General features: G+C 71.2%; 24 protein-coding genes. 13 read left to right on the top strand and 11 right to left on the bottom strand.

Translation table 11 applies throughout. The features are described 5' to 3' along the window. The first annotated feature begins 78 nt into the window (after positions 1-78). From frr to OG595_RS10385, 8 genes are all read left to right on the top strand, one after another. The gene (gene frr / locus OG595_RS10420; protein WP_189149901.1) at positions 79-636 is read left to right on the top strand and encodes a ribosome recycling factor; all 558 of its coding nucleotides are present in this window, start codon (positions 79-81) and stop codon (positions 634-636) included. Next, complete coding sequence (locus OG595_RS10415; RefSeq protein ID WP_329270334.1) at positions 636-1,763, top strand: phosphatidate cytidylyltransferase; 1,128 nt, start codon at positions 636-638, stop codon at positions 1,761-1,763. The genes frr and OG595_RS10415 overlap by 1 nt, the downstream gene beginning before the upstream one ends. 125 nt (positions 1,764-1,888) lie before the next feature. Beyond that, on the top strand, positions 1,889-2,560 hold the full coding sequence (locus tag OG595_RS10410) for a hypothetical protein (protein WP_329270333.1): 672 nt from the start codon (positions 1,889-1,891) through the stop codon (positions 2,558-2,560). A 99-nt stretch (positions 2,561-2,659) separates the two neighbouring features. Further along, entirely contained in the window at positions 2,660-3,766 is a 1,107-nt protein-coding gene (gene rlmN, locus OG595_RS10405) for a 23S rRNA (adenine(2503)-C(2))-methyltransferase RlmN (RefSeq protein WP_329270332.1), read from the top strand. A gap of 211 nt (positions 3,767-3,977) precedes the next feature. Further along, the gene (locus tag OG595_RS10400; RefSeq protein WP_329270329.1) at positions 3,978-5,078 is read left to right on the top strand and encodes a thiamine ABC transporter substrate-binding protein; all 1,101 of its coding nucleotides are present in this window, start codon (positions 3,978-3,980) and stop codon (positions 5,076-5,078) included. Then, positions 5,054-6,736 carry an ABC transporter permease gene (locus tag OG595_RS10395; protein ID WP_329270327.1) on the top strand — a complete coding sequence of 561 codons (1,683 nt, stop codon included), beginning with the start codon at positions 5,054-5,056 and terminating at the stop codon, positions 6,734-6,736. Before OG595_RS10400 ends, OG595_RS10395 begins: the two co-directional genes overlap by 25 nt. Before the next feature lie 2 nt (positions 6,737-6,738). Continuing rightward, positions 6,739-7,755, top strand: a complete 1,017-nt coding sequence (locus OG595_RS10390) for an ABC transporter ATP-binding protein (protein ID WP_329270325.1) — start codon at positions 6,739-6,741, stop codon at positions 7,753-7,755. A gap of 25 nt (positions 7,756-7,780) precedes the next feature. Further along, positions 7,781-8,578, top strand: a complete 798-nt coding sequence (locus OG595_RS10385) for a maleylpyruvate isomerase N-terminal domain-containing protein (protein WP_329270322.1) — start codon at positions 7,781-7,783, stop codon at positions 8,576-8,578. 92 nt (positions 8,579-8,670) lie between these two features. On the opposite strand, the gene OG595_RS10380 is transcribed toward OG595_RS10385, so the two are convergent. The 7 genes from OG595_RS10380 to OG595_RS10350 all read right to left on the bottom strand — a co-directional run bounded on the left by OG595_RS10380 (position 8,671) and on the right by OG595_RS10350 (position 15,407). Next, positions 8,671-9,357, bottom strand: a complete 687-nt coding sequence (locus tag OG595_RS10380) for an LAETG motif-containing sortase-dependent surface protein (RefSeq protein ID WP_329270320.1) — start codon at positions 9,355-9,357, stop codon at positions 8,671-8,673. 152 nt (positions 9,358-9,509) lie between these two features. Continuing rightward, on the bottom strand, positions 9,510-10,631 hold the full coding sequence (locus OG595_RS10375) for an LOG family protein (protein WP_329270318.1): 1,122 nt from the start codon (positions 10,629-10,631) through the stop codon (positions 9,510-9,512). A 24-nt stretch (positions 10,632-10,655) separates the two neighbouring features. Beyond that, a complete protein-coding gene (locus OG595_RS10370; RefSeq protein WP_329270315.1) occupies positions 10,656-11,069 on the bottom strand; it encodes a VOC family protein in 414 nt (137 codons plus the stop codon). A 163-nt stretch (positions 11,070-11,232) separates the two neighbouring features. Continuing rightward, entirely contained in the window at positions 11,233-12,531 is a 1,299-nt protein-coding gene (locus OG595_RS10365) for a hypothetical protein (RefSeq protein ID WP_329270313.1), read from the bottom strand. After that, positions 12,513-13,295 (bottom strand): ABC transporter ATP-binding protein, encoded by a 783-nt coding sequence (locus OG595_RS10360; RefSeq protein WP_329270311.1) that lies wholly within the window; start codon positions 13,293-13,295, stop codon positions 12,513-12,515. Before OG595_RS10360 ends, OG595_RS10365 begins: the two co-directional genes overlap by 19 nt. Positions 13,296-13,494: 199 nt before the next feature. Further along, a complete protein-coding gene (locus OG595_RS10355; protein WP_443073331.1) occupies positions 13,495-14,814 on the bottom strand; it encodes an aspartate aminotransferase family protein in 1,320 nt (439 codons plus the stop codon). 77 nt (positions 14,815-14,891) lie between these two features. After that, positions 14,892-15,407 carry an Lrp/AsnC family transcriptional regulator gene (locus OG595_RS10350; protein WP_329270306.1) on the bottom strand — a complete coding sequence of 172 codons (516 nt, stop codon included), beginning with the start codon at positions 15,405-15,407 and terminating at the stop codon, positions 14,892-14,894. Positions 15,408-15,572: 165 nt separating this feature from the next. Between OG595_RS10350 and OG595_RS10345 the strand changes: the two genes are divergently transcribed. From OG595_RS10345 to OG595_RS10335, 3 genes are all read left to right on the top strand, one after another. Next, a complete protein-coding gene (locus tag OG595_RS10345) occupies positions 15,573-17,012 on the top strand; it encodes a gamma-aminobutyraldehyde dehydrogenase (RefSeq protein ID WP_329270305.1) in 1,440 nt (479 codons plus the stop codon). 181 nt (positions 17,013-17,193) lie between these two features. After that, on the top strand, positions 17,194-18,384 hold the full coding sequence (locus OG595_RS10340; RefSeq protein ID WP_329270303.1) for a polyamine ABC transporter substrate-binding protein: 1,191 nt from the start codon (positions 17,194-17,196) through the stop codon (positions 18,382-18,384). Positions 18,385-18,498: 114 nt separating this feature from the next. After that, positions 18,499-19,026, top strand: coding sequence for a hypothetical protein (locus OG595_RS10335; RefSeq protein ID WP_329270301.1), 528 nt, complete (start codon positions 18,499-18,501; stop codon positions 19,024-19,026). Here OG595_RS10335 and OG595_RS10330 read toward each other — a convergent pair. Both OG595_RS10330 and OG595_RS10325 read right to left on the bottom strand, forming a co-directional pair. Further along, positions 19,016-19,222: a hypothetical protein gene (locus tag OG595_RS10330; protein WP_329270299.1), complete on the bottom strand. Its 207-nt coding sequence runs from the start codon at positions 19,220-19,222 to the stop codon at positions 19,016-19,018. The genes OG595_RS10335 and OG595_RS10330 overlap by 11 nt on opposite strands. After that, positions 19,219-19,551: a hypothetical protein gene (locus OG595_RS10325; RefSeq protein ID WP_443073000.1), complete on the bottom strand. Its 333-nt coding sequence runs from the start codon at positions 19,549-19,551 to the stop codon at positions 19,219-19,221. Before OG595_RS10325 ends, OG595_RS10330 begins: the two co-directional genes overlap by 4 nt. Positions 19,552-19,806: 255 nt before the next feature. On the opposite strand from OG595_RS10325, the gene OG595_RS10320 reads away from it, so the two are divergent. Further along, a complete protein-coding gene (locus OG595_RS10320; RefSeq protein ID WP_329270296.1) occupies positions 19,807-21,492 on the top strand; it encodes an RNA polymerase sigma factor in 1,686 nt (561 codons plus the stop codon). Between the two features lie 24 nt (positions 21,493-21,516). Here OG595_RS10320 and OG595_RS10315 read toward each other — a convergent pair whose 3' ends face one another. Then, on the bottom strand, positions 21,517-22,200 hold the full coding sequence (locus OG595_RS10315; protein ID WP_329270293.1) for a glycerophosphodiester phosphodiesterase: 684 nt from the start codon (positions 22,198-22,200) through the stop codon (positions 21,517-21,519). A 36-nt stretch (positions 22,201-22,236) separates the two neighbouring features. Further along, entirely contained in the window at positions 22,237-23,301 is a 1,065-nt protein-coding gene (locus tag OG595_RS10310; protein WP_443072998.1) for an adenosine deaminase, read from the bottom strand. Positions 23,302-23,552: 251 nt separating this feature from the next. On the opposite strand from OG595_RS10310, the gene OG595_RS10305 reads away from it, so the two are divergent. Further along, complete coding sequence (locus OG595_RS10305; protein ID WP_329270291.1) at positions 23,553-24,545, top strand: DUF4190 domain-containing protein; 993 nt, start codon at positions 23,553-23,555, stop codon at positions 24,543-24,545. Positions 24,546-24,662 lie beyond the last annotated feature (117 nt).

Raw genomic sequence — 24,662 nt, 5'->3', positions numbered from 1 at the left:
GCAGGAAGAAGACGCGACGCAGCCGGCCGCGGACCGCGAAGAGCAGCCGGGCCTACTCAAGACACGCAGGAGCAAGTGGTGATCGAAGAGACCCTCCTCGAGGCCGAGGAGAAGATGGAGAAGGCCGTCGTGGTCGCCAAGGAGGACTTCGCCGCGATCCGTACCGGTCGTGCGCACCCGGCGATGTTCAACAAGATCGTGGCCGACTACTACGGCGCGCTGACGCCGATCAACCAGCTGGCCTCGTTCTCCGTGCCCGAACCGCGGATGGCGGTGGTGACCCCGTTCGACAAGAGCGCGCTGCGCAACATCGAACAGGCGATCCGCGACTCCGACCTCGGCGTCAACCCGAGCAACGACGGAAACATCATCCGCGTGGTGTTCCCCGAGCTCACCCAGGAGCGCCGCAAGGACTACATCAAGGTGGCCCGCACCAAGGCCGAGGACTCCAAGATCTCGATCCGGGCCATCCGTCGCAAGGCCAAGGACGCCATCGACAAGTTCGTCAAGGACGGCGAGGTCGGCGAGGACGAGGGCCGTCGCGCGGAGAAGGAGCTCGACGACACCACCGCGAAGTACGTCGCGCAGGTGGACGAGCTTCTCAAGCACAAGGAAGCGGAGCTTCTCGAAGTCTGATGAACGACTCTTCCTGGGGGGCGCCGCCCCACGCCGGGTACTGGGGGCCGTCCGACGGAGGGCCTGTCCAGGGGGCTGCCCCGGCGGGTCCCGCCTACGATGCGCACCACGCGCCTCAGACTCGCCCCATGCCCATCGTGCCCGACGTACCCGCACATGGCGGAAACCAGGATGACGACCGGGGGGCCGCCCGGCCGGGCGGCCCCCTGTTCCGCGACGAGATGCCGCATGCACAGCCCTACGGGGCGGTGCCGCAGAAGCCGGATTCCATGCCCACGCCCGACGACGCCCAGCCGCCCGCCCCCGCCCCGCAGAAGAAGTCCGCGGGCCGGGACCTCGGCGCGGCCATAGGGGTCGGTGTCGGACTCGGCGCGGTGATCATCGCGTCGCTGTTCGTCGTCAAGGCGGCCTTCGTCGGCGTGATCGCGGTCGCCGTCGTGGTCGGCCTCTGGGAACTGACGTCCCGGCTCCAGGAGCGCAAGGGCATCAGGGCACCCCTGGTGCCGCTCGCGCTCGGCGGCGCCGCGATGGTCGTGTCCGGATACGTCCGGGGTCCCGAGGGCGCGTGGGTCGCGATGGCGCTCACCGCGCTCGCGGTCCTGGTCTGGCGTATGACGGAACCTCCGGAGGGCTACCTCAAGGACGTCACCGCGGGCGTCTTCGCGGCCTTCTACGTCCCGTTCCTGGCCACGTTCGTCGCGATGATGCTCACCGCCGACGACGGTGCGCGGCGCGTCATGACGTTCCTGCTCCTGACCGTCGTCAGCGACACCGGCGCGTACGCGATCGGCTGGCGCTTCGGCAAGCACAAGCTCGCCCCGCGCATCAGCCCCGGCAAGACCCGCGAGGGTCTGTTCGGCGCTGTCGGGTTCGCGATGGTGGCGGGCGCGGTGCTGATGGAGTTCGTGATCGACGACGGCACCTGGTGGCAGGGTCTGCTGCTGGGCCTCGCGGTCGCGGTGAGTGCCACGCTCGGCGACCTCGGCGAGTCCATGATCAAGCGGGACCTGGGCATCAAGGACATGGGCACGCTGCTGCCGGGACACGGCGGCATCATGGACCGGCTGGACTCGCTGCTTCCCACGGCTCCCGTCGTGTGGTTGCTGTTCGTCGCCTTCGTGGGCTGAGGGCGGCCGGAATGTTCCAGTACGGTCCGGGTTTCCTTTGAAACACCTACGTCGGCCTGAAACCACCCCTTTCGAACCTAAGATCGACTTCAGTGCGGTCGATCTGTCCGGAAGGGGTGGCGTGCATGTGGGGACGTAGTCGTGCCAGACGCCAGCGGCAGGCCGAGGGGCTGGCGGCTGTCGCCGGTCCCGTCGAGGCGGCCGACGCGGCTCACCAGGCCCTGCTGGAGCTGCGACGAGCGGTACGGGGAGAGCTGGCCCGGATCGAGGCGCTGCTCGATCAGGGCGACGGCCTGCCCTCGGACACCATCCGCGAGCAGACGAACGGGGCGGTGAGTGTCTTCGCCGACCTGGACGGCGTGTCCCGCCACTACGAGGAGATCCGTACCGGAGCCGTCGAGGCCGCCGAGCACGGAGTCGAGGCGACCGTGCCCTGGCTGGACGCGCTCGGGGAGCAGGCCAGGTCGATGACCGAGCTGGGGGAGACCTTCTCCGGGGTCGGCGAGTCCCTCGCCTATCTGCGCGAGCGCACCGAACGGCTGCGTACCGACCTGTTCCCCCTGCGCCAGGCGGCCCACGGGGCTCTGCGCGCGGCCCAGGACGAGCTGGCCGACGCCCGGGGCGCCGACGGCTGGCACCGCTGGCAGACGGACCTCACCGCCCTGGGCGACCGGCTGACCGAACTCGACGGGGGCCGCGTCATACCGACGGCCCGACGCAAGGTGAGCGACCACTACCGCGACCTGGAGCGGGAGGTGACGCAGCTGAGAGGGGTGATGGCTGCGGCGCCCCGGTGAGTGCGTGGTAGCCGGCTGAGCTGGGCTTTTCCGGCCGTGCCGGACTCTGTCCACAGGGCGGCGAGGGGCTGTCCGGATGTCTGAGACACTGGTATGGCCATGCCTAAGCCCGGAGAACTCACATTCGTCGCCCCGCGCGGAGCTCAGAAGCCGCCGCGGCATCTTGCCGATCTCACGCCCGCCGAGCGCAAAGAGGCCGTTGCCGCGATCGGTGAGAAGCCGTTTCGTGCCAAGCAGCTCTCGCAGCACTACTTCGCGCGCTTCGCGCACGACCCGGCCGAGTGGACGGACATCCCGGCCGCCTCGCGCGGCAAGCTCCAGGAGGCGCTGCTTCCGGAGCTGATGACGGTCGTCCGCCATCTGTCGACCGACCAGGACACCACCCGCAAGACGCTCTGGCGGATGGTCGACGGGACGCTCGTCGAGTCGGTGCTCATGCGCTACCCGGACCGGGTGACCATGTGCATCAGCTCGCAGGCCGGGTGCGGGATGAACTGCCCGTTCTGCGCGACCGGGCAGGCCGGACTGGACCGGAATCTGTCCACCGGCGAGATCGTCCACCAGATCGTGGACGGCATGCGTGCGCTTCGGGACGGGGAGATCCCCGGGGGGCCCGCGCGGCTCTCCAACATCGTCTTCATGGGCATGGGTGAGCCCCTCGCCAACTACAAGCGTGTCGTCGGTGCCATCCGCGCCCTGACCGACCCGGCGCCGGACGGCATGGGTCTGTCGCAGCGCGGGATCACCGTCTCGACCGTCGGACTGGTGCCGGCCATCCACCGGTTCTCCGACGAGGGCTTCAAGTGCCGGCTCGCCATCTCCCTGCACGCGCCCGACGACGAACTGCGCGACACCCTCGTCCCCGTCAACACGCGCTGGAAGGTGCGGGAGGTCCTCGACGCCGGATGGGAGTACGCGGCCAAGTCGGGGCGCCGGCTGTCCATCGAGTACGCGCTGATCCGGGACATCAACGACCAGGCCTGGCGCGGTGACCGCCTCGGGCGGCTGCTCAGGGGCAAGCCCGTGCACGTCAACCTGATCCCGCTGAACCCGACTCCGGGGTCCAAGTGGACCGCCTCGCGGCCCGAGGACGAGAAGGCGTTCGTCGAGGCCATCGCCGCGCACGGGGTGCCCGTCACCGTTCGGGACACCCGGGGGCAGGAGATCGACGGGGCGTGCGGGCAGCTCGCGGCCACCGAGCGGTAGGCTTACGCCGTACCTACATATCTTCATATTCCGACAGGGGAGCGCCACAGCGCTGAGAGTGCGGGACAGACCGCAGACCCTCTGAACCTCGCCCAGGTCATTCTGGGTAGGAAGTTCGGTCATCACTCAAGCTGTTGCGCCCTGCCCGGACCCCTTCACGGGGTCCGGGCAGGGCCGCGTCTCTTCCTGGTCATCCCAGGAGGAACCATCCGTGAGCACCACCAGTACCAAGAAGTCGCGCGGCACCAGGAAGTCGCTGGCCGTCGCCGTCGGGCTCGGGCTTGTCACGCTGTCCGCGTGCGGGTCGTCCGACGACGGGGCTCCCGGCGGGTCCAGGACCGTCACCCTCGTCAGCCATGACTCGTGGGCCGTCTCGAAGAGCGTCCTCGCGGCCTTCGAGAAGCAGTCCGGGTACACCGTCAAGGTCCTCAAGGACGGCGATGCCGGGCAGGCCGTCAACAAGGCGATCCTGACCAAGGACAACCCGCAGGGCGATGTCCTCTTCGGCGTCGACAACACCCTGCTCTCCCGCGCGCTCGACAACGGGCTGTTCCAGTCGTACGAGGTGAAGGACGCCGACGCGATCCTGCCCGCGTACCGGACCGACGAGGACAAGCACCGGGTCACGCCGATCGACACCGGCGACATCTGCGTCAACTACGACAAGGCCTGGTTCAGCGAGCACAGGCTGACCCCGCCCCAGTCCTTCGACGATCTGGTCAAGCCCGCCTACAAGGATCTGCTCGTCACCGAGAACGCCTCCACCTCCTCGCCCGGACTCGGGTTCCTGCTCGGCAGCGCCGCCAAGTACGGCGACGACGGCTGGGCCGGCTACTGGACGAAGCTCAGGGCCAACGGCGTGAAGGTCGTCGACGGCTGGGAGCAGGCCTACAACGAGGAGTTCTCCGGATCGGCCGGCGGCAAGAAGGCCAAGGCCGACCGGCCGCTCGTCGTCTCGTACGCCTCCTCGCCGCCCGCCGAGGTGATCTTCGCCGACCCGAAGCCCACCACCGCTCCGACCGGCGTCGCGACGGGCACCTGCTTCCGGCAGATCGAGTACGCCGGGCTGCTCAGCAACGCTGGCAACAGCGAGGGCGGCAAGGCGCTGCTCGACTTCCTCGTCGGCAGGACCTTCCAGGAGGACATGCCGCTCAACATGTTCGTGTATCCCGTGCGGGAGGGCGCCAAGGTGCCCGCCGAGTTCACCGAGTTCGGGCCGCAGGCCAAGGATCCCGAGACCATGGACCCCGCGAGGATCGCCGAACACCGTGACCAGTGGGTCAAGTCGTGGACATCGCTCGTACTGAAGTAGCCCCGGCGGCCGGGCGGGGGAAGGGCGCCGCTCTGCGCGGGGCCCTGCTCGCGGTGCCCGTCGTCTTCTTCGTGCTCTTCTTCGCCTATCCCGTCGCCGCGATCGTCGCGCGCGGACTGCACGTCGACGGGGTCTGGCGGCTGGGGCAGGTGGGCGACGTGCTGGGGGACCCCGGCATCAGGCACGTCCTCTGGTTCACCTTCTGGCAGGCGCTCGCCTCCACCGCACTCACGCTGCTGATCGCACTCCCCGGCGCGTATGTCCTCGCACGCTTCGATTTCAGGGGCAAGCAGATACTGCGGGCCGTGGTGACCGTGCCCTTCGTCCTGCCGACCGTCGTCGTCGGTACGGCGTTCCTGGCGCTGCTCGGGCGCGGCGGGCTGCTCGACGAGCTGTGGGGCGTACGGCTGGACACGACGGTGTGGGCGATCCTGCTCGCGCACGTCTTCTTCAACTACGCCGTGGTCGTACGGACCGTCGGCGGGCTCTGGGCGCAGCTCGACCCGCGGCAGGAGGAGGCCGCGCGGGTGCTCGGCGCCTCGCGGTTCGCGGCCTGGCGGCAGGTCACCCTGCCCGCCCTCGCACCCGCCGTGGCCGCCGCCGCGCTCATGGTCTTCCTCTTCACCTTCACCTCGTTCGGCGTGGTGCAGATCCTCGGCGGACCGACCTTCGCCACGCTCGAAGTGGAGATCTACCGGCAGACCTCGGAGATCTTCGACCTCGGCACGGCCGCCGTGCTGACCATCGTCCAGTTCGTCGCGGTGGGCGCGGTCCTCGCCGTGCACGCCCGGACGGTACGGCGGCGCGAGAGCGCGCTGCGGCTCGTGGCGCCGGAGACGACGGCGCGCCGGCCGCGCGGCCGGGGGCAGTGGGCACTGCTCGGCGGGGTGCTGGTGAGCATCGCCGTCCTGCTGGTGCTGCCGCTGGCCGTGCTCGTGCAACGGTCGTTCGGTACGCCCGGTGGGGCCGGCCTCGGCTACTACAGGGCGCTCACCCGCGACGACTCCGGCATTTTTCTCGTGGCGCCGATCGCCGCCGTCGGGAACTCGCTCCAGTACGCCGTCGCCGCCACCGGTATCGCCGTCGTCGTGGGGTCGCTGGCCGCCGTGGCGCTCACCCGGCGCGAGGCCGGGCGGATCGTGCGGGGATTCGACGCGCTGCTGATGCTGCCGCTCGGGGTGTCGGCGGTGACCGTCGGGTTCGGGTTTCTCATCGCGCTCGACGAGCCGCCGCTGGATCTGCGCGGCAGCTGGATCCTCGTACCGCTCGCGCAGGCGCTGGTCGGGGTGCCGTTCGTCGTGCGGACCATGCTGCCGGTGCTGCGGGCCGTGGACGGGCGGTTGCGGGAGGCGGCGGCCGTGCTCGGGGCCTCGCCCTGGCGGGTCTGGCGCGAGGTCGATCTGCCGATCGTGCGGCGGGCCCTGCTGGTCGCGGCCGGGTTCGCGTTCGCCGTGTCGCTGGGCGAGTTCGGGGCGACCGTGTTCATCGCCCGGCCCGACACCCCGACCCTGCCGGTCGCCGTGGCCCGCTTGCTGGGCCGCCCGGGTGACCTCAACTACGGGCAGGCGATGGCCCTTTCGACGATCTTGATGGTGGTGTGCGCGGTGGCCCTGCTCGTGCTGGAGCGGCTGCGGACCGACCGGACGGGAGAGTTCTGACCATGCTCAGTCTCGACGCAGCGACCGTACGGTTCGGGACGCGGGCCGTGCTCGACGGCGTCGGCCTCGATGTCGACGAGCACGAGATCGTGTGTGTGCTCGGCCCCAGCGGCAGCGGGAAGTCGACGCTGCTGCGGGCGGTCGCCGGACTCCAGCCCCTGGACGCGGGGCGGGTGTTGCTCGACGGCCGTGACCTCGCCGGAGTGCCCGCGCACAGGCGCGAGGTCGGCCTGATGTTCCAGGACCACCAGCTGTTCCCGCAGCGGGACGTCGGCGGCAACGTCGCCTTCGGGCTCCGCATGCACCACGTACCCAGGGCCCAGCGGGACGTACGCGTGCGGGAGTTGCTGGAGCTGGTCGGGCTGCCGGGTGCCGAGGGGCGTGCCGTGGCCGCGCTCTCGGGTGGGGAACAGCAGCGCGTCGCCCTCGCCCGCGCTCTCGCGCCCCGTCCCCGGCTGCTGATGCTCGACGAGCCGCTGGGCCAGCTGGACCGCTCGCTGCGCGAGCGGCTCGTCGTCGAACTCCGGGAGCTCTTCGGCCGGTTGGGCACCACCGTGCTCGCCGTCACCCACGACCAGGCTGAGGCCTTCGCCCTCGCCGACCGGGTGATCGTGATGCGCGACGGCCGGATCGCCCAGTCCGGTACGCCACTTGACGTCTGGCAGCGCCCCGCCGACGAGTTCGTGGCACGCTTCCTCGGCTTCGACAACGTCGTCGAGGCGACGGTGAGCGGGCAGGTCGCGGACACCCCCTGGGGCAAGGTGCCGGTCCCCGAGGGCGCCGAACAGGGTATGCGCACGCTGCTCGTACGGCCCGCCGGGGTGCGCCTGGTGCCCGCCGACGAGGGCCTGCGCTGCACCGTCGCCGCACGTACCTTCCGGGGTACGCATGTCGCCGTCCAGCTCCAGCCCGGGGACGCGCCCCGCCTGGAGGCCGCGTGCGCGCTGCGCGAGGCGCCGGAGCCGGGGGACGAGGTCGGGGTGGCCTTCGACGCGGCCGAAATTGCCGTGCTCGGGTGACGGGACCGCCCCTAGTGTGCGGAGCATGACGACACTCGCACATGACCGCTATTGCGACGAAATCGCCCATCAGGTCGCGCAGTTGAGGGCGGTGGTGACCTCCGGCGCCGATCTGTCCGCGACCGTGCCGACCTGCCCGGACTGGTCCCTGGAGCAGCTGGTGCGGCACACCGGGGGTGCCCTGCGCTGGGCGGAACTGCTGGTGCGCACACGGGCCGAGAAGGATGTCGGGGAGGAACAGGTACCGCTGGGCGGCGGCCCGGAGCCGACGGGTGACCCGGCCGCGCTGGACGCCTGGCTCGCCGAGACCGGTGATCTGCTGGTCGGCACCCTGCGTGAGGCCGGGCCCGACGCGACGGTGTGGACGTGGGGCTGGGAGCGCAGCTCCGGGTTCTGGGCGCGCCGGATGGCCCACGAGATCACCGTCCACCGCGCGGACGCGACGCTCACCGCGGGGCTGCCGTACGAGGTCGCTGCCGACATCGCCGCCGACGCGATCGACGAGTGGCTGCAGATCGTCGAGTTCGGGCGGCGGACCGACCCGGACGACCCGGCGAACGAACTGCGCGGACCGGGCCGCAGCATCCATCTCCACGCCACCGACGGTTCCCCCGAGTCGAACGCGGAGTGGTTCGTCGAGTTCGCCGAGGACGGCTTCGCCTGGCGGCGCGGCCATGAGAAGGCCACGGTGGCCCTGCGCGGCCCGCTCACCGACGTCATGCTCGCGTTCTACCGCCGGCTGCCGCTGGACAGCCCGGGCCTGGAGATCCTCGGGGACCGTGAACTGCTGGAGTTCTGGCTGGCGCGGGCCACCTTCGGATGACGCACGACCGGTGACAGCGGAGTGGCCCGCCCCCTGATCCGGGGACGGGCCACAACGTACAGCCGGGTACTGCGGATACGGCGAGCGGAACGTCAGCCGTTGCTGGACGCCCCACGACGACGCAGGCCGAAGAAGACGGCGCCGCCGCCGACGGCGACCAGGGCAGCCGCGATGCCGGCGATCACACCGGTGTTCGAGCTGGCGCCGGTCTCGGCGAGGTTGGAGCTACCGCCCGCGGGCGTCGGAACGCCGCTCGCGGGGGCGCCCGGGGTGCTCTCGGAGGCCGACGGGGTCGGGGTGGCGGACTCCTCGGGCTCCGAGGCCGACGGCGTCGGGGTGGCGGACTCCTCCGGCTGCGAAGCCGACGGGGTCGGCGTCGGAGTCGGGGTGGACTCCGGGGTGCAGGCCTCGTCCGGGGTGTTCACGCCCGACTTGATGTCCTCGTCGACCTGGTTGCCGGCCTTGACGTGAACGCGGTACGTCGTGTTCGGCGCCCAGTCCTCGGCGAAGTCGATGGTGACGCCCTCGCGGCTGCCCACGACGTCCTGGGTGCCGATGAGCTTGTCGCCCAGGTAGACGGTGACCGTGGCGGGGGTGCCCGACGGGTCCTTGTCGGTGACGCTGATGACACCCTTTTCGCCGTCGCACTTGGCGACGGCGGAGAACTCACTGATGTTGCAGGCGAACGCGTTGCCCGCGACGCCCAGCGCGAGCGCGGCCGAGGCGGAGGCAACACCGAGAATGCGCACAGAACGCGCGGTACGGAGAGATATGGACACGGTTGCCCTTCACGGGATGCACAACTGAGGGGGGTGGCGGGGGCGAAGAGACCTCATCACCTCATCGCTCCCTGGAGTCTCACAGGTTTATAAGCGCAGCATAAGAACTGTCAATCTGTATGCAGGCTCCAGCCATTTGTTTTGCCTACCCGTTAACCGGCGAGGCGTTTCAAGGCCTCCGGAGCGTCCTCAATCCGGTCGACCAGGGCGATTCGGTCCTCCATCGCCCGCCCCCGCGCCAGTGATTGGAGCAGCGGCCAGGCGGGCAGCCGTTCGGTCCAGTGGGCGCGGTCCACCAGGACCATGGGCGTGGGCTCGCCGCGCGACTCGTAGTAGTTCGGGGTCGCGTCGTCGAAGACCTCCTGTACGGTCCCGGCGGCGCCCGGCAGGAAGACGATCCCCGAGTTCGAGCGGGCCAGCAGCCCGTCCTCGCGGGTGGCGTTGGCGAAGTACTTGGCGATGTGCGAGGCGAAGGCGTTCGGCGGCTCGTGCCCGTAGAACCAGGTCGGGATGCCCACCGAGCCGGCCCCCCTGGGCCAGCGGGCGCGGACCTCGAAGGCGGCGCGTGCCCAGTCGGTGATCGAGGGCGTGAACGACGGTGCCCCGGCGAGGATTTCGCACGCCTCGTCGAGCATGGCGTCGTCGAAGGGCGCCGCGTACGCGCCGAGGTTCGCCGCCTCCATCGCGCCCGGACCACCGCCCGTGGCCACCGTGAACCCGGCACGCGTCAGCTCGCGCCCCAGGCGCGCGGCACCGGCGTACGCCTGCGTACCGCGTGCCATCGCGTGACCCCCCATCACCCCCACCACGCGTGTCGCGCGCAGGAGTTCGTCGAGGGCGTCGGAGACGGCGTCGTCGTGGACGGAGCGCAGCATCGAGGCGAAGATGTCGCCGTCGGCCTTCGTGCGCTGGAACCAGGCGTACCCGAGGGCGTCGGGTGTCCGCTCGTAGCCGTCGTCGAGGCCGGCGAACAACTCGTCCGGTGAGTAGAGATGGCCGCGGTACGGGTTGACGGGCAGGTCCGGGAGGGGCGGGAAGACCAGGGCGCCGTCCGCGCGGACCTTCGTCGTCGCGTCCGGACGCATCGCGCAGCCGAGGAAGACGGCACCAGTGGTGTCGCTGGTCAGCAACTCCTTCGTACGGTCCGTCAGATCGACGGCCTGGACGCGGAATCCGGCCAGGGTGCCGCGGGCCGAGACGGTCGCGTCGAACTCCTGGAGGGTCTCGATCTCACGGTCGTCGTGGTGGGCCGCATGGGCGGGGCTCGTCTGCACCCGCCCATGTAAGCACGGCAGGCCCTAGCTCTGGACGGCCGCCGGGTCCATCCACATGACCTCCCAGGTGTGGCCGTCGAGGTCGTCGAACGCACGGCCGTACATCTGACCGAAGTCCTGCGCCTCGCGCGGTTCGGTGCCGCCCGCCGCGAGCGCGCCGTCGACCAACTCGTCGACCTTCGCGCGGCTCTCGGCGCTCAGACAGATGAGGACCTCGCTGGTCTTCGTCGAGTCCGCGATCTCCTTGTTCGTGAAGTCGGAGTAGCGGGGCTTGCTCAGCAGCATCGCGATGATGGTCTCGCTGATCACGACACAGGCGCAGTCGTCGGTCGTGAACTGCGGGTTGATCGTGTACCCGAGCTCGGTGAAGAACTTCTTCGAGGCGGCGACGTCGCTGACGGCCAGGTTCACGAAGATCATCTGCTGGTACTCGCTCATGAGGGTCTCTCCCGTCGGTGTGGTGCTGTTCGGTGGGGTAGACCCGGGGGCCGGGCGGAACTCATCGGAGGCGCGGGACTTTTTCGTACGGGTTTCCGTACGGGTTCCCCTGAGCTCTCCTACGGGTTCCGTTCGAAGGCCAGGCGGCCAGGCGGCCAGGCCGTCAGGCGGTCAGCGGCAGCGCCGCCAGCTCCGCGATCAGCAGGGTCAGCGGGGCGAACAGGGCGATGAGGGCGGCGGCGCGGAGGCCGGCGGCGGTGCGCAGTGTCGTGGCCGGTGCGCCCAGGCGGACCAGGGCCGCGGTGGTGTCCGCGCGGGCGCGCCGGGCCTCGGCCGCCGCCGTGAGGAGCGTGGCGACGGCGCAGCCCGCCACGACCAGGGCGCCCAGGGTGGTGAGGGGGCCGAGCGACGGGTCGTCGGCGTCGTACAGGGCGGCCATGGCGTACGCGCCCGAAGCGACCGCGCAGACGACGCCCAGGGGGCGGCCGATGCGGGTGGCCTCCTCCATCAGGACTCGGCCGGCGAGGAGGCGGAGGGCGCCGGGACGGACGGCCTGGAGCAGGCGTCCGCAGAGGTGGGCGAGGCCGGGGCCGGCCAGGGCGAGGCCCAGGGCGGTGAGGGTCCAGCCGACGAGTACGGCGGCGGGGCTGCCGGCGGCTCCGCCGGGCATGGCGAGGCGGGTGTGGGGGGCGCGGGCGGCGTATGCCTCCACGGCGAGACCGGCTGCCAGTACGGCGATGCCCCAGGGGAGGTCCCGTGGGGTGGTGCGAGGGGCGGGGAGGGCATGCGGGTCGGTGGTGGGGGCGGAGTCCTCGTCCGGGGTTTCGGAGGTGTCCGCGACCGGTGCTGATGGGGGGGCGGACGCGCGAACCGGCGCCGTACGGGGTGCCGCGCTCCTCGGGACGCGTGCCGTCGCAGCCGCACGACTGCCCGTGGCCCGGGGCCGACGGGCGTCCCGGGGGCGCAGGACCAGGGCGACAGAGATCGACGCCGCCACCGGGACCAGGGTCAGCAGGGTCAGGGCGGCCGGGAGGGGGAGGGGCCGGTCGGCGGCCAGGAAGTCCGCCGCGTCGCCGTCGAACGGCATGCCCGTCAGGTCGCCCCGCAGGTGGAGGAAGAACAGGAGGGCCAGCATCGAACCCAGGGTGCAGGACAGGGCGGTTGTCGTGGCCGAGACGGCCATCAGACGGCCCGGGCCGAGGCCGATCGCCGACAGGCCGGGGCGCGGTCTCGTGCCGGGGTCCGTGCGGGCCACCGTCACCGCGAAGTAGACCGTGGCCGCCAGCGGGGCCACGCACCAGGCCAGACGGAGGGCCGAGCCGCCGGGGGAGTCCTGGTGGGCGAGGGCGTGGCCGAGGGTGCCGAGAAGGAGGAATCCCGTGGCCGCGGACGCCGTCGCGACCAGCAGACGGCGGAGCTGGACGCCGGGGTGGGCGCCGCGGGCTAGACGGAGAGCGAGCACGCGGCCCGGCCTTCCGCATCGGTCCCGGTCCCGGCCCCGGTGCCGGTCTGCGTGTCGTTCGCGCCGACCGGGGGCAGGTGGACGGTGTTCACGCGCCGCCCGTCGAGCAGCGAGACCGTGCGGTCCGCCAGCGACGCGGTGTCCGCGTCGTGCGTCGCGAGGATCACCGTGATGCCGTGCGAGCGGGCCGCTGTCGTCAGCGTCCGCAGTACCTGGGCCCGGTCCGCCTGGTAGAGGGGCGCCGTCGGTTCGTCGGCGAAGAGGACCGTGGGGGCCGGGGCCAGCGCCCGGGCGATCGAGACGCGCTGGCGTTCGGACTGCCGCAGCTCGTACGGGCGTTTGCGGGCCAGGCCGCCGATGTCCAGGCGTTCCAGCCACTCCAGGGCCGCCGTCTTGGCGCGCCGGCGGCTGGTGCCGCGCAGCATGAGGGGCAGGGCGGCGTTCTCCCAGACGTTCAGCTCCGGTACGAGGACCGGGGCCGGGTCGATCCAGCCGAACCGGTCGCGGCGCAGCCGTTCGCGGGAGAGCGGGCCCATCGTGTGCACGGGCACGCTGTTGAACCAGACCTCGCCCCGCAGCGGGCGTACCAGGCCCGAGAGGCAGCGCAGCAGGGTCGTCTTGCCGCTGCCGCGCGGACCGCTGACCGCGAGGATCTCGCCCTCCCGGACGCCGAGCGAGACGCCGCTCAGCGCGGGCGAGCCGTCGTTGTGCTGGAAATGCAGGGCGCGTGCCCAGAGCACGTCGTTGTCCGGCGGGGCCACCATCGCGTACACCTCGTTCTGGTCCGTTGTGCCTTGCAGTCCTCCGTGCGGGGGAACGAAAGCAGGGCCGATCGGTTACCAGGCACGCTAAAGATCCTGGGCGTGCACCCCGGACAGCACGCGGCCCGGGGTGCGCCCTTCTCACTTGTATGGGTGCAATCCCGGGCCGTGACGAGCGGCTGAACCACCGAACCGCCGGAGGCTACAGCTTCGTCCACGCCTCCGTCAGGGTCGCGCGCAGGATCTGTTCGATCTCGTCGAACGTCTCCTGGGTCGAGACCAGCGGCGGGGCGAGCTGCACGACCGGGTCGCCGCGGTCGTCGGCACGGCAGTACAGGCCGTTCTCGAAGAGGGCCTTGGAGAGGAAGCCGTAGAGGATACGTTCCGTCTCGTCCGCGTCGAAGGACTCCTTGGTCGCCTTGTCCTTGACCAGCTCGATGCCGTAGAAGAAGCCGTTGCCGCGGACGTCACCGACGATCGGCAGGTCGTGCAGCTTCTCCAGGGTCGAGCGGAACGCGCCCTCGTTGTCCAGCACGTGCTGGTTGAGGCCCTCGCGCTCGAACAGGTCGAGGTTGGCCAGGCCCACCGCCGCCGACACCGGGTGGCCGCCGAAGGTGTAGCCGTGCAGGAAGGTGTTGTCGCCCTGGTAGAACGGCTCGGCCAGCCGGTCCGAGATGATGCACGCGCCGATCGGGGAGTAGCCCGAGGTCATGCCCTTGGCGCAGGTGATCATGTCCGGTACGTAGTCGAACTTGTCGCAGGCGAACATCGTGCCGAGGCGGCCGAAGGCGCAGATGACCTCGTCCGAGACGAGCAGGACGTCGTGGCGGTCGCAGATCTCGCGGACCCGCTGGAAGTAGCCCGGCGGGGGCGGGAAGCAGCCGCCCGCGTTCTGGACCGGCTCCAGGAAGACGGCGGCGACCGTGTCCGCGCCCTCGAAGAGGATCTCCTGCTCGATCTGGTCGGCGGCCCAGCGGCCGTAGGCCTCCGGGTCGTCGCCGTGGATCGGGGCGCGGTAGATGTTGGTGTTCGGGACCTTGTGGGCGCCGGGGACCAGCGGCTCGAAGGGGGCCTTCAGGGCCGGCAGGCCGGTGATGGACAGGGCGCCCTGCGGAGTGCCGTGGTAGGCGACGGCGCGTGAGATGACCTTGTACTTGGTGGGCTTGCCGACCAGCTTGAAGTACTGCTTGGCGAGCTTCCAGGCGGTCTCGACGGCCTCGCCGCCGCCGGTGGTGAAGAAGACCTTGTTGAGGTCGCCGGGCGCGTAGTCGGCCAGCCGTTCCGCCAGTTCCACGGCCTTCGGGTGGGCGTACGACCACACCGGGAAGAACGCCAGCTCCTGCGCCTGCTTGAAGGCCGCCTCGGCCAGCTCCACGCGGCCGTGGCCGGCCTGGACCACGAACAGCCCCGCGAGACCGTCGAGGTAGCGCTTGCCCTTGTCGTCGAAGATGTAGGTGCCCTCACCCCGGACGATCGTCGGGACGGGGGCGTTCTCGTACGACGACATGCGGGTGAAGTGCATCCACAGGTGGTCGTACGCCGTCCGGCTGAGGTCCTTGGGGCTGGAGCCGGAACTGGGGTTGTCGGTGGTCGTCACGGTTATCGGGTTCCCCACATGTAGGTCTGCTTCTTGAGCTTGAGGTAGACGAAGCTTTCGGTGGAGCGCACGCCGGGCAGGGCCCGTATGCGTTTGTTGATGACGTCCAGCAGGTGGTCGTCGTCCTCGCAGACGATCTCGGCGAGGATGTCGAAGGAGCCCGCGGTCATCACCACGTACTCGACTTCCGACATGGCGCTCAGGCCGTCGGCCACGGGGTCCAGGTCGCCGTCGACGTTGACGCCGACCATCGCCTGCCGGCGGAAACCCACGGTGAGCGGGTCCGTGACGGCGACGATCTGCATCACGCCCTGGTCGAGCAGCTTCTGGACGCGCTGGCGCACGGCCGCCTCGGAGAGGCCCACCGCCTTGCCGATCGCCGCGTAGGGCCGGCGGCCGTCCTCCTGGAGCTGTTCGATGATGGCGAGGGAGACGGCGTCCAGCTGGGGAGTGCCGTTCCTGGACTCGCGGGAGTCCCTGTGCTCTGCGCTTCGACTGGCCACGCGCTCACTGTGCACGAGGAGTCGACGGTTTCGCAAGGCTCGATCGATGAAATTCGTTGTTCATGGACGCTTGTCTTGCGGATTTCGCAGCCCGAGGGGGATCGGGGGTGTTGAAAACGTCGGGCTGCGGAATAGGGTGGGTGTCTCAGTCAATGGACACCCGAATCTGGAGGGCCGGCAGTGAGCACCGAGCTGCGTCGTCTGCGCAACTACATCGATGGTGAGTTCCGGGACGCCGCCGACGGGCGGACCACCGAGGTGGTCAACCCCGTGACGGGCGAGGCGTACGCGACCGCGCCGCTGTCCGGGCAGCCGGACGTCGACGCCGCCATGGCGGCTGCCGCCGCCGCGTTCCCCGCCTGGCGCGACCGGACCCCGGCCGAGCGGCAGAAGGCCCTCCTGAAGATCGCGGACGCGTTCGAGGAGCGCGCCGAGGAACTCATCGCGGCCGAGGTGGAGAACACCGGCAAGCCGATCGGGCTCACCCGGTCCGAGGAGATCCCGCCGATGGTGGACCAGATCCGCTTCTTCGCGGGTGCCGCCCGGATGCTGGAGGGGCGCAGCGCCGGCGAGTACATGGACGGGATGACGTCGATCGTCCGCCGGGAGCCGGTCGGGGTCTGCGCGCAGGTCGCGCCCTGGAACTACCCGATGATGATGGCCGTGTGGAAGTTCGCCCCGGCCATCGCGGCCGGCAACACCGTGGTGCTCAAGCCGTCGGACACGACGCCCGCGTCCACGGTTCTCATGGCGGAGATCATCGGTTCGATCCTGCCCACGGGAGTCTTCAACGTCATCACCGGGGACCGTGACACCGGCCGGCTGATGGTGGAGCACCCGACTCCGGCGATGGCGTCGATCACCGGTTCGGTGCGGGCCGGAATGCAGGTCGCCGAGTCGGCGTCGAAGGACCTCAAGCGCGTCCACCTGGAGCTGGGCGGCAAGGCGCCGGTCGTGGTGTTCGAGGACACCGACATCGCCAAGGCCGTCGAGGACATCTCGGTCGCGGGCTTCTTCAACGCGGGCCAGGACTGTACGGCGGCCACGCGCGTCCTCGTCCAGGAGTCCATCCACGACGAGTTCGTCGCGGCGCTCGCCAAGGCCGCCGCCGAGACGAAGACCGGGCAGCCGGACGACGAGGACGTGCTGTACGGGCCGCTCAACAACCCGAACCAGCTCAAGCAGGTCTCCGGCTTCATCGAGCGGCTGCCCGCCCACGCCAAGGTCGAGGCGGGCGGTCACCGGGTCGGCGAGAAGGGCTACTTCTACGCCGCGACCGTCGTGTCGGGCCTCAAGCAGGACGACGAGATCATCCAGAACGAGGTCTTCGGCCCGGTCATCACGGTCCAGTCCTTCTCGGACGAGGAGCAGGCCGTCGAGTGGGCCAACGGCGTGGACTACGCCCTCGCGTCGTCCGTGTGGACGAAGGACCACTCGCGCGCGATGCGGATGTCGAAGGTCCTGGACTTCGGCTGTGTGTGGATCAACACCCACATCCCGCTGGTCGCGGAGATGCCCCACGGCGGCTTCAAGAAGTCCGGCTACGGCAAGGACCTCTCGGGGTACGGGTTCGACGACTACACGCGGATCAAGCACGTGATGACGTCCCTCGGCGGCTGAGAGCGGCCCGGAGGTTTTCTGTGGCGTGCGCGCGGCCCCGGGCGGGAGTTCTCCGCCCGGGGCCGCGCCCCTGCGGCGGTCCGGTCGGCTCGTCCGTCGTCGACAGGATGTCGCGTCGGCGCCGTACCGCTCCGCACGGCGTCGATTGCCCGGGCCCGCTTACGGCGGGCATGCTGCCCGGATGCCAGTGTCACGCGTCTCCGCGGCCCTCGACCGACGGTCCCTGCTGCGCGCGTTCGGAGCGGTCGGTGGGGGTGCGGCGCTCGCCGGATGCGGGGTGCCCGCCGCCTATGTTGCCCCGGGGGAGCGCGCCGGGGTCGATCTGTCCGCCCGGGACAAGCGGCTGACCTGGGCGAACTGGCCCCTCTACATCGACACCGACGACGAGGACACGACGCGGCGGCCCACGCTGGAGCGGTTCGAGAAGCGGACGGGGATCGCCGTCGACTACGTCGAGGAGATCAACGACAACGACGAGTTCTTCGGGAAGATCAGCCCGGCGTTGATGAACCACCAGCGGACCGGCCGCGATCTCGTCGTCATCAGCGACTGGATGTGCGCTCGGTTCGTCCGGCTGGGCTGGGTCCAGGAGATGGACCGCGCCCGGCAGCCGAACGTCGCCGAGTACCTTGACCCGCAGCTCCGTTCACCCGCCTTCGACCCCGGCCGCCGGTTCGCGGTGCCGTGGCAGTCGGGGATCACCGGTATCGCGTACAACCGCCGCAGGGTCGGCCGGGAGCTCCGGCGCGTCTCCGACCTGTGGGCGGACGACCTCAAGGGGCGCGTCACCCTTCTCTCCGGGCTGGACGAGGCGTTCGCGCTGCTCATGCAGGGCAACGGGGTGGATGTCACCAGGTGGACGGCGGACGACTTCGAGCTGGTCTGCGAGCAGGTCGCCGCGCGGGTGCGCGGCGGGCACATCCGCCGCTTCACCGGCAACGACTACATCAAGGACCTCGCGAGCGGTGACGTACTCGCCTGCCAGGCCTACTCGGGCGATGTGATCCAGCTCCAGGCGGACGACCCGGACATCCGGTTCGTCGTCCCGGAGGAGGGCGCCGAACTGTGGTCGGAGTCGCTGATGATCCCGAACCTCGCCCGGCACAAGGCGAACGCGGAAGCGCTGATCGACTACTACTACCGGCCCGAGGTCGCCGCCGAACTGGCCACGTGGGTCAACTACGTCTGCCCGGTACCTGCCGCGCAGGACGTCCTGGCGTCCGCCAAGGACGAGGAGACCGCGGCCCTCGCCGAGGACCCGCTGATCTTCCCCGACACCGCCATGCGCGGACGGCTCGCGATCGCCCGGGACATCACCGGGAAGGAACGGGTGGGGTTCGCCGAGCGGTGGAACGCGATCGTGGGGCTGTAGCGCCACGAACGAGCCGACTGTCCAGGGCCCAGGGGTTCGGTCCTCCTCCGGCGGTGACCGGACCAGGCGCACCCGCGCTTTTGAACGTGTTCAACTCGGGCGTATGCTGCCTCCATGAGCGACAGAGCCGCCCTGCTCAAGGGCATCCGCGCCTGGCTGGTTCTCTTCGTCGTGTGTCTGGTGCTCAGCGGCGCCACGGCCTTCCCCCTCGTGCACGAACTGCGCTGGACCGAGAGCCTGTTGAAGGCCCTGTCCGTCCCCGAGCACCTGCCGGGGCTGATGGACTGGGTGACGCGCGTACGCGAAGGCCTCGACGCCACCGACGAGCGCTACCCCTTCGTCCTCTACGGCACGGACTGGCTCGCCTTCGCCCACCTCGTCATCGCGGTCGCCTTCTACGGGCCCTACCGCGACCCCGTACGCAACATCTGGGTCGTCGAGTTCGGGATGATCGCCTGCGCCGGGATCATCCCGCTCGCGCTGATCTGCGGGCCGGTCCGGGGAATTCCCTTCTGGTGGACGGTGATCGACATGTCGTTCGGCGTGTTCGGGGTCATCCCGCTCTACGTCGTACGGAAACGCATCAAGCGGCTGGAGGCGCTGACGGCGGCGCCTCCAGCCGTTGGCGCTGTCACCGTATGAAGGCCGCCTGGGCGATGCGCGCGGCGACCGGATTCAGGCCCTGGCCCTTCGCGTCGGTGGAGTTGACGCTGTAGACGAGGGTGCGGGACAGGTCCCGGGTGGCCGCGATGACCGAGTTGTAGCCCCACCGGCCACCCGACTTCAGCCACACCTCCGTGCCGTCGGGGGTGACATACCGCTGGAGACCCGCGCTCATCGTGGCGCCGGGTCCGCCGCCCGCCCGCTCACCAGGTCGTGCACCCCCGCGCTGCCGCGCCAGCCACCGCCGGTGCCTCCGACCCGTACGAGAGCAGCCGTCGCGTCCGCGTCCGGTAACCCGGCGAGCGCGGCCCGCAGCGCCTCGGTGTCCGGCGCCGTGCCCCGGGCGGTCGCCGCGTCGGGGGCGGCCGGCGGGGGAGTGGCAAGGGCGCCGGCCGGCAGGGCGAGCGTGAGAGTGAGGACGGTCGCGAGGGCTGTGGCTCGGGCGGCGGTACGCGTGCGCATGTGCATGGGCTTCTCCAGGTGGCGGCCGGTGTCGATGGTCACATCCTTGATCCTTTCGCGGCGGCACGGATCGTCACCGGGGATGACGCCGACCCTGGTCCTGACCCGAGGCCAACTGGCTTACCGCGTCCGGATCTTGTCGGGGATCGCACCTAGGGCCCGCGCCCCGGGCGGCCACCGAGGGGGCAAAAACTGTTATCGGCGGCGCCCCCGGTCCGTCTCCTCCCGCGACCTGACGGGGGAACCGGTGTGCGACAGGGCGACGTAAGGTGCACACACGTACGAGAAGGGGCTTTTGTGGACGGGCGCCAGTGGAGTTCCACCATCGCTGCGGCGCAGGCCGGTGACCGGCGGGCGCTGGACGAGCTGGTCGCGGGCTGGCTGCCGTTGGTCTACAACATCGTCGGCCGGGCCCTGAACGGTCACGCGGACGTCGACGACGTCGTGCAGGAGACGATGCTCCGGGCCGTCGACAACCTCGGCTCGTTGCGCGACCCGGACAGCTTCCGGTCCTGGCTCGTCGCGATCGCGATGCGGCAGATCCGGGACCGCGCCCGTCGCCGCACGACCGACACCCTGCGGGACGAGACCGCCGACGGAGCTGCCGACTTCGCCGAACTCACCGTGCTGAGGCTCCAGTTGGAGGGTCAGCGACGCGAGGTCGCGGAGGCGGTGCGCTGGCTCGACGACGAGGACAGGCAGCTGCTGTCCCTGTGGTGGCTGGAGGTGGCGGGCGAACTCACCCGGCGTGAGCTGGCGGCTGCCGTCGGGATCAGCCGGCAGCACGCCGCCGTGCGCGTCCAGCGGATGAAGGAGCGCCTGGAGGCCTCGCGCGGAATCGTCCGCGCGCTCGACGGCGCCTGCCCCGGCCTGCGGGAACTGACCGCCCGCTGGGACGGCGACCCGGACTCGGTGTGGCGCAAGCGGCTGGCCCGGCACATCAGGGGGTGCGCGTACTGCGCGAGCCCCGGCGAGGCGGTCGTCGTACCGGCGGAACGGCTCCTCGTCGGCATCGCGCTCGTCCCGCTGCCCGTCGGCTTCACCCTGTCGCTGGCCCTCGGCGGCAAGACGGCCGCCGCCGCCACCGCCGGCGCCTCCGTCGGCTGGTCGGGCAAGGTGCTCGGCGCCCTCGCCAAGCCGGCCGTCGCCCTGAGCGCCGGGGCGACGATCGTCGCGGGCGGCGCCTACGTCATGACGTACCCCGTCGAGGACCCGCCGCCTGCCGTCGCGGCACCCACGGCCCGCCCCCAGCCCCAGGCGCCCGTCACCTCCCCGCCCCGGTCCCCGTCGGCGTCCCCCTCCTCCCCTTCCGCCCCGGCCTCACCCACTCCGTCGGCGACGCGGCCGAAGCCGGACCTGTACGGCACGGTCGTCGACGCCGTCGACACGGCACCCGACCCGAACGCGCGGCCCGCCGCCCTCCCGCACCGGCCCGAGGCCGGGATCACCAGCACCGGCGGCGCGCACGCCACCATGAACCACCGCGGGGACAGCGTCACGCTCACCGGCCAGGGCTATGTCCTCGTCCGCTGGCAGATCTCGCCGCAGTACCGGGCCGGCGGCCTGGTCATGCCGACCTGGACCGGCCTGAGGGGCAGGCTCTTCCACGTGGCCTCGGGCGGTGGCCGGCGCATGGACGACCGGGTCAGCGGCACCGACAGTTCCGCCACCGGCATGGGCAACTCGACCACCGGCTACGCCGTCCCGCCGCCGGGCACCCAGCAGATGTGGCAGAACGAGTACTTCTACGTCGACGGCAGTGTCACCCTCACCGTGAACGAACGGGGCGCCGACTACGGCCTGAACGTCTTCCCGACGACCTGGGACAACGCGGAGGCCGATGTCGTCACCGGCCCCCCGGAGGGCGCCACGCGCTACGGCCTGGTCCGCGACACCGGCGGGGACGACACCCCCGTCCCGCAGTACGTCACCCGGGACACCCCGGCCGACCCGGCGACCGTGGCCCAGGAGTCCCGCGTGTAGGGAGGCGTCAGCGGCCGAGCCGCGTCAGCCCTTTCGCAGCGCGCACAGTGCGTCGATCCGGTTGGTGGTGATCGAGTCGACACCGGCGTCCAGCAGCCGGCGCATGGCACGGTGGGTGTCCGGGGTCCACACCGACAGCAGGTGGCCGCCCCGGTGCACCCGCGCCACCAGGGCCCGGTCGACGAGGGTGAAGCGGTAGTTGAGCCAGCGCGGACGTACCGTCGCGAGGAGGGCGGGGCGCGGCGGTGCGAGGGTCTTCCAGGTCAGGGCGATCTCGGCGGCCGGGTCGGCCGCGCGCACCGCGAGCATCGCCGGGGCGTCCGCGCAGTAGTACACGCGTTCCTCCGCCGCGCACTCCCGGACCACGTCCGTCACCCGCCGTACCGCCCGCACATCGGGCGACCCCGGCAGATCGATCATCACCCGGGTGCCCTCGGTGACGGCCAGCGCCTCCGCGAGCGTCGGCACCCCGCCCTCCGTGAGCCCCCGGACCTCGGCCGCCGACAGTACGGCCAGCGGCCGGTCCCGTTCCCACAGCCGCTTCAGCGTCGAGTCGTGCAGCAGCACGGGCACGCCGTCCCGGGTGAGCCGTACGTCGATCTCGACCGCGTCCGCGCCCAGGTCGAGCGCGGAACGCAGTGAGTCGGTCGTGTTCTCACGGACGCGATAGGGGTCGCCGCGATGGGCCACGGCGGTCACGTTCTGCATGGGCCCATTGTGCGTGGGCGGGGCCTGTGGTGTTTCTCAGGGGGCCAGCCATGCCGAGGTGTAGGTGTCGATCTCGGCGGCCAGCGCTGCCTTGCCCGCCGGGTCTAGGAAGGAGGCCTCGACGGCGTTCTTGGCGAGGTCGGCGATACCCCACTCGTCGAGGTCGAGCAGCCGGGCGGCGACCGCGTACTCGCTGTTGAGGTCGGTGCCGAACATCGGCGGGTCGTCGGAGTTGATCGTGACGAGGACGCCGGCCCGCACGAACTCCCTGATGGGGTGCTCGTCGAGCGTACGGACCGCGCGCGTGGCGATGTTGGAGGTCGGGCAGACCTCCAGGGCGATGCGCTGCTCGGCGAGGTGCGCGAGCAGCGCGGGGTCCTGCGCGGAACTCGTGCCGTGCCCGATGCGTTCCGCGCGCAGGTGGTTCAGCGCGTCCCAGACCGTCTCCGGGCCGGTGGTCTCGCCCGCGTGCGGCACCGACCGCAGCCCGGCGGCGATCGCCCGGTCGAAGTACGGCTTGAACTGCGGCCTGGGAACGCCGATCTCGGGCCCGCCGAGCCCGAACGAGACCAGCCCCTCCGGGCGCAGCCGGTCGTCGGTGGCGAGCCGCACCGTCTCCTCGGCCGATTCGAGCCCGGCCTCGCCCGGGATGTCGAAGCACCAGCGCAGCACGGTCCCGAACTCGGCCTCGGCCGACTTCCGGGCGTCCTCGATCGCGTCCATGAAGGCCCGCTCGTCGATCCCGCGCCGGACGGAGGAGAACGGGGTGATGGTCAGCTCGGCGTACCGGACCTGCTGCCGGGCCATGTCCCGGGCGATCTCGTACGTCAGCAGCCGTACGTCCTCGGGCGTGCGGATGAGGTCGACGACGGACAGGTACACCTTGATGAAGTGGGCGAAGTCCGTGAACGTGAAGAAGTCCGCCAGGGCCTCGGGATCGGTGGGCACCTGGGAGTCGGGGTGGCGGGCGGCCAGCTGCGAGACGATCCGGGGAGAGGCGGAACCGACGTGGTGGACGTGCAGTTCGGCCTTGGGCAGCCCGGCGATGAAGGCGTGCGGGTCGTCGCCGACGGCTGCGGCAGGCTGGTGTTGGTCGGTCAAGGGTTCCTCCCCGGGAACGGCGCCCCGGATCGTGCGAAGGTCGGCGGGACGCGGGTGATCGGCTGATCGATGACTCGGGGATCATCGTAGGCCGGGCCCGCCGGTGGACGCCTGTGGATTCCGTCCGAGGGCGGGGCCGGGTGCACGAGGGAGACAGGGGGAGGCAGGGGGCGGGGAGGGCGGAGGTGCCCCGTCGCCCCGTGATCGCGGGCCGTAGCATGACGGAACGCACGAACGAGGGGACCCCACGCATGTCCGACGCCGCGCAGCCGCCGCACCCACCGGAGCACGTCCCCGCGGAGGGGGCGAGTTCAGAGGGCGCGGCGACCGGCGAAACCGCCAGCGAAAGCCCCGCGAACGGCATACCTGCGAGGGTCCCGCTGGACAAGCCTCCGGCCGGGTCCGCCCCCGGCGGCACGACGGGTTCCGAGCCCGAGTTCGATCCCTGGGCGCCGCCGGCAGAGGACGCCCCTCGCTCGGGTTCCGCCCCTGAGGGCCCCGGCAGCACGGTGTTCTGGAACAACGGCGACACCACCCCGCCACCAGCCGGCGTCCACCACCCCACGGCCGTCACGCCCCCGCCCGGCGCCCACAACGGCCCGCCCGCACCCCACGCCTCCCAGCCCTGGGCCAACCCCTTCGCCGCACCCGGCGCTCCCCCGGCCGGGACCCCGCAGGACAACCCCTTCGCGTCCCCCACCCCGCACGCGTCCTACGCCCAGCCCGCCGCCCCCGGCGATCCGGTGCCCCCGCCGCCCATAGCACCCGACGGCCCCGGACAGGCCCCGTACGCCTACCCGTCCTACCCGTCCGGGCGGCAGGACTACGGCTACCCGGAGCAGTCCGGATACGCCGGATACGCCGTTTCCGGCCCCGCGCATCCCGTGCCCCCGTTGTACGGAGGCGGCCCCGGTTACGGCTGGGCCCCCATGGCACCCCAGCCGATGAACGGCCTGGGCACGGCCTCGCTCGTGGTCGGCATCGTCTCCGCCGTCCTCTTCTGCATCTGGCCGCTGGCGATCATCCTGGGCATCCTCGCCGTGGTGTTCGGCCTGATCACCCGTGGCAGGGTCCGCCGGGGCCAGGCGACCAACGCCGGCCAGGCGCTGGCCGGGATCATCTGCGGTGTCGCCGGCATCATCCTCGCCACGGTGTTCGGCGTCCTCCTCATCGCGTTCGGCGAGGAGGGGTCCGCCGACGACATCGACGGCAGTTTCTCGACCTCCCTGTCACAGCAGGTCTAGCGGGCAGTTCGGGCAGTTCGGGCAGTTCGGGCAGGTCGGGCGAGCGGGCCGAGCTGGCCGAGCTGGCCGATCGGGCGGTGCCGGGGCCCCGGAGGACGGTCTGCCCGGCGCTGTGCA

The organism is Streptomyces sp. NBC_01451, assembly GCF_036227485.1.
Taxonomy (GTDB): Bacteria; Actinomycetota; Actinomycetes; order Streptomycetales; family Streptomycetaceae; genus Streptomyces.
Note: the sequence above shows the minus strand (reverse complement) of the source record. Positions and strands in the feature narration are given on the sequence as shown.